A 13218-nucleotide genomic window follows, 5' to 3' on the forward strand; every position below is an offset into this window, starting at 1 on the left:
AGTTTTACTTTTAATCGGAGTTTTTTTGCATGCTTTTCATAACCAACAGATTCCCGACCCAAAGCATTCGTACCCGACGCGGGCGCCGGTTCACTTTTGACCTCAACAACAACGCGCCGTCCAATTCGGTGTTCTATTGCGAAAAGGGTGAAGACGAACACCATACCGAAATCACAAGTGCCGAATTGTTGCGGCGGGTCCGTGACAGCGATTGCCGCCAGATTCTGCTATACCTGCATGGGTTCAACAACCTGCCTGACGATGTCTTTCGCACCACAGCCGAGGTGCAACGCCTGTGTGATTTGGCCGATCCGGGCGAAGTGATGGTGCTGCCACTGATCTGGCCCAGCGATAACGAGCATGGGATCGTTCAGAAATACTGGGACGACCAGAAATCCGCAGACCAAAGCGGGTATTCCTTTGCGCGCGTGTTAGAGCGGTTTCTGGAATGGCGCAACAGCGCCGAGAATGAACCTGACGTGGCCCCGTGTCTAAAGCGGATCAACCTGCTGGCGCATTCAATGGGCAACCGTGTGCTGCGGCAAACGCTGATCGAATGGGACCGCTATGATCTGGCCTCGGGCGTGCCGCTGTTGTTTCGTAACACGTTTATGGTTGCGGCTGATGTGGTGAATGAAACGGTGCACGAAGACGAACCGGGAGTTCTGGTCAGTCATGCGTCGCGCAATGTGGTGGTTTATTTCGCGTCAGACGATCTGGCGCTGCGGGCCAGTAAGGCGGCGAACCTCAAGAACAAAGTGGCCTCGCGGCGGGTGGGGCACACAGGCCCCGAAAACATCGACCGAACGCCACGCAACGTGTTTCAGGTCGATTGCGATGACGTCAACACGCGCTATGATAACCCGACAGGTCACAATTATTTTGGGCCGGTCACGCCGGGCGGTGAGCCCGGACAGGTGTTCAAGCATATCTTTGACTGTATTCAATCCGGACGTGTCTTCCCCCATGAGGAATATCGCAGGTCCGTTATTCTGCCTTCACCCTAGACGATGAGTAGACCCTAATAAGGTCTATGGATGAATTTCATGGCTATCTATCCGTTTTGATCACAATCTGGTGTTGCAACTGTGAAAATGATCTGGATGATCAGGGTCACCAAGGTCACGGAAATGGCCTGCCGTCTGAAATGGCGGCGCTAACAATAAACGGGGAGATCAAAATGATCCTGAGAAACTTGATGTTGGCTGCCAGCGCCACCGCGCTGATGGCCACGGGTGCTTCGGCTGAAACCCTGCGCTGGGCGCGCGCTGGTGACGCGCTGACGCTGGACCCGCATTCGCAGAACGAAGGTCCGTCGCACACCATTCGGCACCAGATGTACGAGCCGCTGATCATCCGCGACGTAACCGGCGCGTTTGAACCTGCACTGGCCACCGAATGGGGGCCCAAGGCCGATGACCCGAATGTCTGGGTGTTCAAGCTGCGCGAGGGTGTGAAATTCCACGACGGCGCGGATTTCAATGCCGAAGACGTGGTGTTCAGCTTTGAGCGCGCCAAGCAGCCGAACTCAGACATGAAGGAGCTGATCGGCTCGATCACCGAAGTGCGCGCGGTTGACGATTACACCGTCGAGATCGTCACCGATGGTCCGAACCCGATCCTGCCGTCGAACCTGACCAACCTGTTCATTCTGGACAAAGGCTGGGCCGAGGCCAATGACACCGTCAACGTGCAGGATTTTGAGGGTGGCGAGATTACCTATGCCACCACCAATGCCAACGGCACGGGGCCGTATAAACTGCAAAGCCGCGAGCCTGACGTGAAAACCGTGATGGTGCGCAACGACGACTATTGGGGCATCGACCAGTTCCCGATGGAAGTGACCGAGATCATCTATACTCCGATCCAAAACGCTGCGACGCGTGTGGCAGCGATGCTGTCGGGAGAGGTGAACTTCCTTCAGGATATGCCCGTGCAGGATATCGAGCGCGTCAACGGTGCAGATGGCCTGATGGTCAAGCAGGCGCCGCAGAACCGTGTGATCTTCTTTGGTATGAACCAGGGCGCAGATGACATCGAAGCGGACAACGTGGACGGCAAGAACCCTCTGGCCGATGTGCGTGTGCGTCAGGCCATGTCGATGGCGATCAACCGTGATGCGATCAAACAGGTCGTGATGCGCGGCCAGTCGCAGCCTGCGGGCATGATCGCACCTCCCTTCGTCAACGGTTGGACCGCTGATATGGACAGCGAATCCTCGACCGATCTGGAAAAGGCCAAGGCCTTGATGGCCGAGGCAGGCTATGGCGACGGATTCTCGCTGCGGCTGGACTGCCCGAATGACCGTTACATCAATGATGAGGCGATCTGTCAGGCGGCCGTTGGTATGCTGGGTCAGATCGGCGTGACTGTGAATCTGGACGCCAAGCCCAAGGCGCAGCACTTCCCGCTGATCACCGACAGCAAGACCGACTTCTACATGCTGGGTTGGGGTGTGCCGACATATGACTCGGAATACATCTTCAACTTCCTGGTCCATGGTCGCGAAGACGATATCGGCACGTGGAACGGCACCGGCTATCAGGACGATGCGCTGGATGCGAAGATCAAGTCGCTGGCCTCGAACACCGATCTGGACGCGCGGAACGCTGACATCGCCGACATCTGGCGCGTGGTGCAGGACGAGGCGCTGTACATCCCGATCCACCACCAGGTTCTGAACTGGGGTATGGCTGATGGCGTGGGCATCGAAGTGGATGCGGAAGACCAGCCGAAAGTCAAATACTTCACCATGAACTAAATCGGTTCGATTGCGAACAAGGCAGGGCGCGGTTTTCGCGCCCTGTTTTTTGTTTCGACCTGAGATTTCCTTGCGCAGGCGAAAAAAACCAAGAAAACTTGAACGCAGAGAACAGGGAGAGATAAAAATGATCCTTAGAAACAGTGCCATTGGCCTGGCCCTGCTGGTTGCGACCAGCGTTCAGGCGGCCGAGTTCAAATGGGCCTCGACCACCGATCCGCAGACCATGGACCCGCACGCCGTCAACTCGGCCCCGGTTCTGGGTTTTCTCAACAATGTCTACGAAGGGTTGGTGCGCCGCGGCAAGGACATGACAGTCGAACCCGCGCTGGCCGTAAGCTGGGAGCCGATCGGAGAGGGTGAAGGCTGGCGATTCAAGCTGCGTGAGGGTGTGACCTTTCACGACGGCAGCACCTTCGATGCGCAAGACGTGCTGTTTAGCTATCAGCGGGCCTCGGGCGAGTCGGCGGATACGCGCAGCTGGTTTGCGCCGGTCAGTGAGGTGATCGTAGTCGATGACTATACGGTCGATATCATGACCTCGGCGCCGAACCCGCTGTTCCCGTCCTCGATCGCCAACTGGATGATCATGGATCAAGGCTGGACCGAGGCGAATGACGCCGTGGTGCCCGATAAGGAAACCGGCAACTACGCCACGATCAATGCCAACGGCACCGGCGCGTTCAAGGTGACGGCCCGCGAACCGGGGCTTAAGACCGTGTTAGAGCCGCATGGCGGTTGGTGGGGTGAGGTTGAACACAACATTACCCGCGCCGAATTCAACCCGATCCAGAACTCAGCCACTGCCGTGGCGGCGCTGCTGTCGGGTGATGTGGACATGATCAATCCTGTGCCCATTCAGGACGTCGCACGCCTCAAGGAAAACGCCGATGTGGACGTCATTCAGGGGATCGAGGCGCGTGTAATCATGCTAGGTTTCGATCATGAAGCCGAGACGCTGAAATATACCGATGACGCGGGCAAACCGAACCCTTTCCGTGATGCGCGGGTCCGTCAGGCGGTGGCGCAGGCGATCAATGTGGATGCAATTCTGGCCACGATCATGCGCGGCAGTGCCGAAGCCGCCTCGCAACTGGTAAGCCCGGCTATGAGCGGCTATTCCGCCGCCAATGCAGATCGCCCCGCCTTTGATGTCGAAGGTGCCAAGGCGCTTCTGGCCGAGGCGGGCTACGGGGATGGGTTCTCGTTCGGGCTGAAGTGCCCCAATGACCGCTATCTGAATGACGAACCGGTCTGTCAGGCCGTCGTCACCATGCTGGCGCAGATTGGGATCACGGCGGAACTGGATGCTATGCCCGTCCGCAACTACTGGCCAGAGCTGCGCGAGGATAACTACGACATGTATATGTTGGGCTGGAGCCCCGGCACATTCGACGCCGAACATCCCGTTCGCTTTCTGGTAGCCACGCCCAACGAGGAAAAGAAGCTGGGCAGCTGGAATTTCGGCGGCTACTCGAACGAACGGGTGGATGAACTGTTGCCGATGATCCAATCCGAGCTGGACGCGACGAAGCGTCAGGCCATGCTGGATGAGGTGACGGCCATCTATCAGGACGATCATGTCTATGTGCCGATGTATGTGCAGCCTCTGGTTTGGGGGACCGGCAGCAATATCGACCTGACACAACGCCCGGATAACTTCTTCATCCTGCGCTGGGTTACGGTGAACTGACCGCATGGGTGTCATGATTGCCGGGGTCTACCATGTGGACGACCCCGCCCCCGACACATCGCTTGACGGCGCATACCGTCGTCAGACGTCGTCCATCCGCAACGCTCTGCCCGACGGTCCGTACGGGCCGGGGCGGTTCCACCTGTATGCCGCGTGGAATTGCCCTTGGGCGCATCGGGTCCTGCTGACGCGCGCCGTTAAGGGATTGGAGGAGTTGATCACCGTCGCCTATGCCCGCCCGCGCCGCACGCCGGACGGTTGGGTGTACGACACCGATGGTGACTATGCCGATCCTCTGTTCGGTGTCACCGCGTTGCATCAAGCCTATGCAAAGGTTGATCCTGCTTATACCGGGCGCATCACCGTGCCTTTGTTGTGGGATCGCGCCAAAAACCGCGCGGTGTCGAATGAATCCGCCGATCTCGTGCGTATGCTGGGCACGTTAGAAGGCTATGGCCCCAATCTGGCCCCGCCAGAAAAGCTGGATCAGATCAACGCCTGGAACGATAAAATCTATCCGCGCCTGAACAATGGCGTCTATCGCGCCGGGTTTGCCCGCACGCAAGAGGCGTACGAGGCCGGATTCCACGATGTCTTCACCATGCTGGACGAGATCGAGACCCATCTGGCTACCAACCGGTACCTGTGCGGCGACGAGCTGACCGAGGCCGACCTGCGCCTGTTCGCGACACTGGCGCGGTTCGATGTGGCCTATCACTATGCCTTCCGCTGCAATTTGCGGCGTCTGGTGGACTATCCGCATCTGTGGGGCTATGCGCGGGATTTGTATTCTCGACCGGAGATTGCCCGGACAGTGAAGCCCGATATCTACAAGGCCGGGTATTTCTCACCCTCCGAGCTGCGAAACCCGCTGGGGATCGTGCCATTGGGGCCACAGATAAACTGGGCTGAGCCACAGGATCGGGTCAGCTTGTCCTCTGCGACATCTTGACCATTTGGACAGGGCGTGCGTAGAGAGGCAGATCAACGGGGAAACTAAATGTTCGCATATATCGTTCGAAGGATGTTCCAATCCGTGATCGTGCTTTTGGTCGTGGGTCTGGTCGCTTTTTCCATGTTCCGATTTGTCGGCGATCCGATCGACAACATGCTGGGGCAAGAGCGCACCCAGGCCGATATCGACCGGCTTAGGGGCGAGCTTGGGTTGGATAAGCCCTTCCCGGTCCAGTATTTCAAGTTCCTGCAAGGGGCCGTTCAGGGCAATTTTGGCGTCTCTTACCGCCAGGGTCGTCCGGTTTCGACCATCATCGCAGAACGTGCACCCGCGACGCTGGAACTGGCTTTTGTGTCAGGTTTCCTGGCCATTACGATGGGCATTGCTCTGGGCGTGTTCACAGCGATCCGACGACAAGGGATCGCGGCGAATGTGATTATGACCGTCAGTTTGATCGGGGTTTCGTTGCCGACCTTCCTGATCGGGATTTTGCTGATCTATATCTTCTCGGTCGAACTTGACCTTCTTCCCAGCTTCGGGAGGGGCGAAACCGTTATGATTGGGAACTGGTCTACGGGCTTTTTGACGTCGTCGGGCCTTAAGGCGTTGATCCTGCCTGCGATCACGCTGGGCTTGTATCAGATGACGCTGATCATGAGGCTTGTGCGGTCCGAGATGCTGGAAGTGTTGCGCGCCGATTACGTTCGTTTTGCCCGTGCCCGCGGATTGTCGGACCGGGTGATCAACTTCCGTCACGCGCTGAAGAACACATTGGTGCCGGTGATCACCATTACCGGTTTGCAACTAGGCTCGATCATTGCGTTCGCCATCATCACCGAGACGGTGTTCCAATGGCCGGGCGTCGGTCTGCTGTTCATCAACGCGATCCAGTTCGTCGATATCCCCGTCATGGCCGCCTATCTGATGCTGATTTCGGTCATGTTCGTGACGATCAACCTGATTGTCGATCTTCTTTATTATGCTATTGACCCGCGCCTGCGTGTCGACGCGAGGGCCACATGACCGATATTCTCGATACCCCCAAAGCGCCGGAAAAGTCGCGGTTCGCCAAGTTCTGGGACGGCGACTTCGCATGGTCCTTTCGGCATTCACCTGTGGCTATTGTCGCGACTCTGGTTGTCGCCATACTTGTGCTTTCGGCGATCTTTGCGCCGCTGATCGCGCCCTATAATCCGTTCGATCCGTCCTCACTGAACCTGATGAACGGGTTTACGCCGCCCGGAACACCCAACGCCTTTACGCAGGAGACCTTCCTGCTGGGAACCGACGATCAGGGGCGCGACGTGTTCTCGACCATCCTGTACGGGATGCGCGTTTCCCTGTTCGTGGGCGCATCTGCCGTGCTGTTGGCCTTGATCATCGGCATCGTTCTTGGGCTGGTCGCGGCTTATTTCGGCGGCTGGATTGAAACGCTGATCATGCGGGTCGCCGATGTGCAGCTGACTTTCCCGGCCATTCTGGTCGCCATGTTGATCTTTGGTATCGCCAAAGGCGTCACCCCGCCGGAATACCGCGATGAGATGGCGATCTACGTCCTGATCGTCGCCATTGCGCTGTCTGACTGGGTCCAGTTCGCCCGTGTGGTGCGTGGTGCGGCGTTGGTCGAGAAAAACAAGGAATACGTCCAAGCCGCCCGTCTGATCGGGCGCGGATCTTTCCCGATCATGTTCCGCCATATCCTGCCCAATGTCCTCAGCCCGGTTCTGGTGATTGCCACGATCTCGCTGGCGCTGGCGATCATTGCCGAGGCGACGCTCAGCTTTCTGGGTGTGGGCGCGCCGCCGACCCAGCCGTCTTTGGGCACACTGATCCGCATCGGGCAGGGTTTCCTGTTCTCGGGTGAGTGGTGGATTCTGTTCTTCCCGGCCTGCACCCTTCTGGCGTTGGCCTTGTCTGTGAACCTGCTGGGCGACTGGCTGCGCGATGCGCTGAACCCCAAGCTGCGGTGATTTTATGAGCCTTCTGACGATCAATGACCTTACGGTCGAATTCCCGACCCGCCGCAAACTGTTCACTGCCGTGGACCATGTGGACCTGTCGGTGGAGCCCGGCGAAATCCACGGTCTTGTGGGCGAATCCGGGGCCGGTAAATCCACCATCGGTGCAGCCATCATGGGCCTGCTGGATCGCCCCGGCCGTATTGCCAGCGGCACCATCCGGCTGAGCGGTGATCAGATCAGCGGTCTGGACGCCGACGCGATGCGCGGGCTGCGCGGCAAAAAGATCTCGATGATCTTTCAGGATCCGCTGACCTCGCTGAACCCGCTGTTCACGGTGCGCGAGCAACTGGTCGAGACCATTCAGGCGCATCTGGGTGGTTCGGATAGTGAGGCCAACAAACGCGCCCGCGATCTGATTGACCGGGTAGGTATCCCTGACCCTGATACACGGCTGGACCAGTACCCGCACCAGTTCTCGGGCGGGATGCGGCAGCGTGTGGTGATCGCCTTGGCGTTGTGCACCGAGCCGGACGTGATCATCGCGGATGAACCGACCACGGCGCTGGATGTATCCGTTCAGGCGCAGATTCTGGACCTGATCAAGGAACTGGCGACCGAGCGTCAGGTGGGCGTTATCCTGATCACCCACGACATGGGTGTGATTGCCGACACCACCGACAAAGTGACGGTGATGTATGCGGGTAAAGTGGTCGAAAGCGGCCCTACGTCTCAGGTCATGGGCCAGCCGACCCACGAATACACCAAGTCCCTGATCGCCGCCGTACCGCGCCCAACACTCAAACTGCATCGCTTTCCGCAAATCAGCTATGGCGGGCGCGAGACCCGCTTTGCGATCGAAGACATGGCCCGCCACTGGCCCAAGGTGGACAATGACACCAGCAAGCCGGTGTTTGAAATCCGTAACCTGACCAAGAAGTTCCTGCAAAAGCGCGGACTTCTGCCGTGGGACCGCACCTATTTCACCGCTGTTGACGATGTCAGCTTTGATATCCGCGCGGGCGAGGTGTTTGGCGTGGTTGGTGAATCCGGTTCGGGCAAGTCCACCGTCGCGCGGATGATTGCCGGGCTTTACCCTGTTGATGGCGGCACGATCACCTTCGAAGGGCAGACGGTCAGCGATCTGACCAACAAGGCCGCGCTGGATGCCTATCGCAAGAACATCCAGATGATCTTTCAGGACCCGTATTCCTCTCTCAACCCCCGAATGCGGGTGGATGAGATCGTGGCCGAGCCGATCCGCCATCACAAGCTGATGGACGGTGCTGACATCAAGCGCCGTGTGGATGAATTGCTGGATCAGGTTGGGCTGGGTCATGAGGCTGGGCTGAAGTATCCGCATGAATTCTCGGGCGGTCAGCGTCAGCGGATTTCCATTGCCCGCGCGCTTGCCACGCAGCCGCGCTTCCTGATCTGTGACGAACCAACCAGCGCGCTGGACGTGTCTATTCAGGCCCAAATCCTGAACATTCTGAAGGATTTGCAGGAGCATCTGGGTCTGACCCTGCTGTTCATCAGTCATGACCTGCCGGTCGTGCGCCAGATGTGCGACCGAGTTGCCGTGATGAAACAGGGCAAGGTGGTAGAACTGCAAGAGACCAACGATCTGTTTGCCAATCCGCAGACTGAATATGCAAGCGAACTGCTGCGGCTGATGCCCAAACTGGACGATCTGTCCACCGAAGGGCTGAGCCCCGAGGCATGAACACCACAATCCGACCCACCCGGTACATCAGACCCTGAAGGGTTTGTCGTGCCGCGGGGAGGTGTCGTGATAATAAATCACATGTCAGATTTCTGACAGCGGGCATGTCATACAAAAAAGCTATGATGCATATCCTAAAGAAGTAAATCTCAATACAGTGACCGGGCCAAACCGCTTTTCAAAAAGGCCGTGCCCGATGACTTCCTTGCCCCGCCCGCAACTTGGTGAGCCTTACTTGCTGACACCAGGTCCTCTGACGACCTCATATACCGTGAAACAAGCGATGCTGCGCGACTGGGGTAGCTGGGATAGCGACTTCCGCGCCATGACAGCCGAACTGCGCGCGCGGCTGCTGAGCCTGCTGGGCGACGGGCACGAGGCATATGATTGTGTTCCGATGCAGGGCTCGGGCAGTTTCGCGGTCGAGGCGATGCTGACCTCTTTCATCCCGCAAGATGGCAAGGCGCTGGTGCTGGCCAACGGGGCTTATGGCAAACGGGCGGCGCAGACGCTGGACTATGCCGGGCGGGCCTGTGTTGTGTCGGACAAGGGCGATTATCTGCCGCCGCGTGGGGTCGAAGTGGCACAAATTCTGGCTGATGATCCGGCGATCACCCATGTGGTTGCAATCCATTGCGAGACCAGCTCAGGTATCCTGAACCCTCTGCACGAGATTTCACAGGCCGCCGAAGCGGCGGGCCGCAAGCTGTTGATCGACAGTATGTCGGCTTTTGGTGCGATCCCGCTGTCCCCCAGCGAATATACGTTCGAGGCGATGGTTTCCTCGGCCAATAAATGTATCGAAGGCGTACCGGGTTTTGGTTTTGTGTTGGCCCGCAAAACGGCGCTGGCCTCGGCCAAGGGGAATTGCCCCTCGCTCAGTCTCGACCTGTACGCGCAATGGGACGCGATGGAGAAAACCGGCCAGTGGCGCTTTACCCCACCGACTCATGTGGTTGCCGCCTTTCTGCAAGCATTGAACGAACACGCAGCCGAGGGTGGCGTGGCCGGGCGCGGCGCGCGTTACGCAGAGAACCGCGATGTGATGGTCGCGGGGATGCGCGCGCTGGGGTTTGAAACCCTGCTGCCGGATGCGTGGTTGTCGCCCATCATCGTGACATTCTTTTGCCCTGCCGATCCGCGTTTCGAATTTACGCGGTTCTATGATCTGATGAAGGAACAAGGCTTTATCATCTATCCCGGCAAACTGACCCAGGTGGACAGTTTCCGCATCGGCTGCATTGGCCGCATGGATGCCGAGGTCATGCGCGCTGTTGTGGCGGCAGCGGATCATGCGCTGAAACAGATGGGGGTGCGTAGCGCCGCACCGCCTGCAGCGGCAATCGCATCACGGATGGCGCAAGTCGGATAAATGACGGAAAAACCGTCGAAATGACGGAATAATCGATAATTTCGTCAAGATTGCCCCTGCGGACCGAACAGCCGTGCCTTCATACTTTCCCAAAACGAAAGAGGAGGCGCGTTTTGAGCTGGAATATTTGTGTCATCGGAGCAGGCAAGATCGGTCAGATGATCGCTGCCTTGTTGAAATCATCATCCAACTACTCGGTCACCGTGGCCGACCGCGATCTGGCCGCGTTGTCGGGATTGAACCGGCAAGGTATTTCCACACGGCAGATTGACGTCACCGATGCGGTGCACCTGACCAAGGCGTTGGATGGGTTCGATGCGGTGATCTCGGCCGCGCCTTTCTTTCTGACGCCGCAGATTGCCAAGGCGGCCAAGGATGCCGGCGCGCATTACTTTGACCTGACCGAGGATGTGGCCGCCACCAATGCCGTGCGTGATCTGGCGGAAGGCAGCAGAACCGCCTTCATGCCGCAATGTGGACTGGCACCGGGTTTTGTCGGCATCGCCGGGGCGGCGCTGGCGGCCGAGTTCGATACGCTGGACAGCCTGCATATGCGGGTAGGGGCGTTGCCTCTGTTCCCGACCAACGCGCTGAAATACAACCTGACATGGTCCACCGACGGGCTGATTAACGAATACTGCAACCCTTGCGATGCGATTGTGAACGGCGCACGGGTCAAGACCGCCCCGCTGGAGGATTACGAGCGGATCGGCCATGATGGGGTGGAGTATGAGTGTTTCAACACCTCGGGTGGCTTGGGCACATTGCCCGAAACGTTGGAGGGCAAGGCGCGCGCAGTGTCCTATCGCTCGATCCGGTATCCCGGCCATTGCGATATTCTGAAGCTGCTGCTCAAGGATCTGAGGCTGGAACGTCGGCGCGATCTGCTCAAGGATATTTTCGAGACCGCCCTTCCGCGCACGGATCAGGATGTGGTGCTGGTTTATTGCACTGCCAAAGGCCAGATCGACGGGGTACTGCGCGAGAAATCCCTGATCAACAAAAGCTATGCCCGCAAGATCAACGGACAGGTTTGGAGCGCCATTCAAGTCACCACTGCCGCCGGTGTTCTGGGTGTGGTCGATCTGATGCGCACCGGTGCGCTGCCTTCCAAGGGCTTTGTCCGGCAGGAACAAGTGGTCCTGTCCGATTTCCTAAACACCGAATTTGGCCAGCTGTACCGCGCTGGTGATGCAACCCAACAAAACAAGGCGGCCTGAGATATGAAAGACATCGTGATGACTGCGCAAACCACCCTCGCCAATCTGGACCTGACGGCCGCAGAACTGACCGGCGGCTCATTGGCCGTGCACTCGCCCATCGACGGCAGCCTGCTGGCCGAGGTGCATGAAACCCCGGCGGGCGACATTGAGACTGTGTTCGCAAACGCCAAAACGGCGTTCAAAGCCTGGCGCACCGTACCCGCCCCGCGCCGGGGTGAGTTGATCCGCCTTCTGGGCGAGGAACTGCGCGCCGCCAAGGATGATCTGGGCGCGCTGGTCAGTTGGGAGGCGGGCAAGATAACCTCCGAAGGGCTGGGCGAAGTGCAGGAGATGATCGACATCTGCGACTTTGCCGTGGGTCTGTCGCGGCAACTATACGGCCTGACGATTGCGTCCGAGCGCCCCGGCCACCGGATGATGGAGACATGGCACCCGGCGGGGCCAGTCGGCGTGATTTCGGCCTTCAACTTCCCGGTTGCGGTGTGGTCTTGGAACGCGGCGATTGCGCTGGTTTGCGGCGATACGGTGATCTGGAAGCCGTCCGAAAAAACACCACTGACCGCGATGGCCTGCCAGAAGATCTTTGAACGCGCGCTAGCCCGTTTCGGCGATGCGCCCGACCATCTGCTGCAAACGCTGATCGGCGGTGCTGCGCTGGGCGAGGCGCTGGTGGCCAGTGAGGATGTTCCAGTGATCTCGGCCACCGGCTCCACCCGCATGGGCCGCGCAGTGGCGCCTGTGGTGGCGCAGCGGTTCGGCAAGTGCATTCTGGAGCTGGGAGGCAACAATGCGATGATCGTCGGCCCTTCGGCCGATCTGGAAATGGCGGTGCGCGCAATTGTCTTCTCAGCCGTGGGAACAGCCGGTCAACGCTGCACCACGCTGCGCCGCCTGATCGTACATAACTCAATCCGCGAGGAACTGGTGGGCCGCCTGAAGAAAGCCTATGCCGGTCTGCCTATCGGTAACCCGCTGACTGTGGGCACGCTGATTGGCCCGCTGGTCGATGAGGCCTCGGGCGCGGCCATGACGGCCGCGCTGAAGGCCGCCGAGGCCGAAGGCGGCGCAGTTTTCGGCGGTCAGCGCGTCACCGAGGGCGTGCCGGATGGCGTCTATATGCAGCCCGCCATTGTCGAGATGCCTGGCCAGACGGCCACCGTAAAGACCGAGACCTTTGCGCCGATCCTCTATGTGATGGGCTATGATGATTTCGATAACGCCATCGAGATTCAGAACGACGTGCCACAAGGTCTGTCGTCCTGCGTATTCACCCTGAACATGCGCGAAGCGGAACAGTTTCTGACCGCGGCCGGATCGGATTGCGGTATCGCCAACGTCAATATCGGTCCGTCTGGGGCCGAGATCGGCGGAGCCTTTGGTGGAGAAAAAGAAACCGGCGGTGGGCGCGAAAGCGGCTCGGACGCCTGGAAAGCCTATATGCGGCGGCAGACCAATACGGTGAATTACTCGGCTGAATTGCCTCTGGCACAGGGCGTGAAGTTCGACATCTGAACAAGCAGCCCGGCGGCG

The 13218-nt window shown here is 58.9% G+C and carries 10 protein-coding genes; all 10 read left to right on the forward strand.

The genetic code is table 11. The features are described from left to right. Positions 1-29: 29 nt before the first annotated feature. The 10 genes from AC2FF7_RS15555 (at position 30) to amaB (ending at position 13200) form a co-directional block, all read left to right on the forward strand. Positions 30-1007: an alpha/beta hydrolase gene (locus AC2FF7_RS15555; protein ID WP_496905906.1), complete on the forward strand. Its 978-nt coding sequence runs from the start codon at positions 30-32 to the stop codon at positions 1005-1007. Positions 1008-1180: 173 nt separating this feature from the next. Continuing rightward, positions 1181-2761, forward strand: a complete 1581-nt coding sequence (locus AC2FF7_RS15560; RefSeq protein ID WP_480870271.1) for an ABC transporter substrate-binding protein — start codon at positions 1181-1183, stop codon at positions 2759-2761. Between the two features lie 127 nt (positions 2762-2888). After that, entirely contained in the window at positions 2889-4454 is a 1566-nt protein-coding gene (locus tag AC2FF7_RS15565) for an ABC transporter substrate-binding protein (protein WP_480870268.1), read from the forward strand. Positions 4455-4458: 4 nt separating this feature from the next. After that, entirely contained in the window at positions 4459-5406 is a 948-nt protein-coding gene (locus AC2FF7_RS15570) for a glutathione S-transferase family protein (protein ID WP_496905907.1), read from the forward strand. Between the two features lie 48 nt (positions 5407-5454). After that, the gene (locus tag AC2FF7_RS15575; RefSeq protein WP_170353866.1) at positions 5455-6432 is read left to right on the forward strand and encodes an ABC transporter permease; all 978 of its coding nucleotides are present in this window, start codon (positions 5455-5457) and stop codon (positions 6430-6432) included. Continuing rightward, on the forward strand, positions 6429-7379 hold the full coding sequence (locus AC2FF7_RS15580; RefSeq protein WP_170353864.1) for an ABC transporter permease: 951 nt from the start codon (positions 6429-6431) through the stop codon (positions 7377-7379). The genes AC2FF7_RS15575 and AC2FF7_RS15580 overlap by 4 nt, the downstream gene beginning before the upstream one ends. A gap of 4 nt (positions 7380-7383) precedes the next feature. Continuing rightward, positions 7384-9093 (forward strand): ABC transporter ATP-binding protein, encoded by a 1710-nt coding sequence (locus AC2FF7_RS15585; RefSeq protein WP_480870260.1) that lies wholly within the window; start codon positions 7384-7386, stop codon positions 9091-9093. Positions 9094-9289: 196 nt separating this feature from the next. Next, a complete protein-coding gene (locus tag AC2FF7_RS15590; RefSeq protein WP_480870257.1) occupies positions 9290-10465 on the forward strand; it encodes a 2-aminoethylphosphonate--pyruvate transaminase in 1176 nt (391 codons plus the stop codon). 113 nt (positions 10466-10578) lie between these two features. Beyond that, positions 10579-11685, forward strand: coding sequence for a saccharopine dehydrogenase family protein (locus AC2FF7_RS15595; RefSeq protein ID WP_496905908.1), 1107 nt, complete (start codon positions 10579-10581; stop codon positions 11683-11685). 18 nt (positions 11686-11703) lie between these two features. Beyond that, complete coding sequence (gene amaB / locus AC2FF7_RS15600) at positions 11704-13200, forward strand: L-piperidine-6-carboxylate dehydrogenase (RefSeq protein ID WP_480870303.1); 1497 nt, start codon at positions 11704-11706, stop codon at positions 13198-13200. Positions 13201-13218 lie beyond the last annotated feature (18 nt).

The organism is Ruegeria sp. YTSC325, from assembly GCF_059609525.1.

Bases quoted from the DNA above. Each gene is read 5' to 3' on its own strand.
- AC2FF7_RS15565 (WP_480870268.1), top strand. From the start codon at position 2,889: ATGATCCTTAGAAACAGTGCCATTGGCCTGGCCCTGCTGGTTGCGACC.
- AC2FF7_RS15575 (WP_170353866.1), top strand. From the start codon at position 5,455: ATGTTCGCATATATCGTTCGAAGGATGTTCCAATCCGTGATCGTGCTT.
- AC2FF7_RS15580 (WP_170353864.1), top strand. From the start codon at position 6,429: ATGACCGATATTCTCGATACCCCCAAAGCGCCGGAAAAGTCGCGGTTC.
- amaB (WP_480870303.1), top strand. From the start codon at position 11,704: ATGACTGCGCAAACCACCCTCGCCAATCTGGACCTGACGGCCGCAGAA.
- AC2FF7_RS15560 (WP_480870271.1), top strand. From the start codon at position 1,181: ATGATCCTGAGAAACTTGATGTTGGCTGCCAGCGCCACCGCGCTGATG.
- AC2FF7_RS15585 (WP_480870260.1), top strand. From the start codon at position 7,384: ATGAGCCTTCTGACGATCAATGACCTTACGGTCGAATTCCCGACCCGC.
- AC2FF7_RS15590 (WP_480870257.1), top strand. From the start codon at position 9,290: ATGACTTCCTTGCCCCGCCCGCAACTTGGTGAGCCTTACTTGCTGACA.
- AC2FF7_RS15555 (WP_496905906.1), top strand. From the start codon at position 30: ATGCTTTTCATAACCAACAGATTCCCGACCCAAAGCATTCGTACCCGA.
- AC2FF7_RS15570 (WP_496905907.1), top strand. From the start codon at position 4,459: ATGGGTGTCATGATTGCCGGGGTCTACCATGTGGACGACCCCGCCCCC.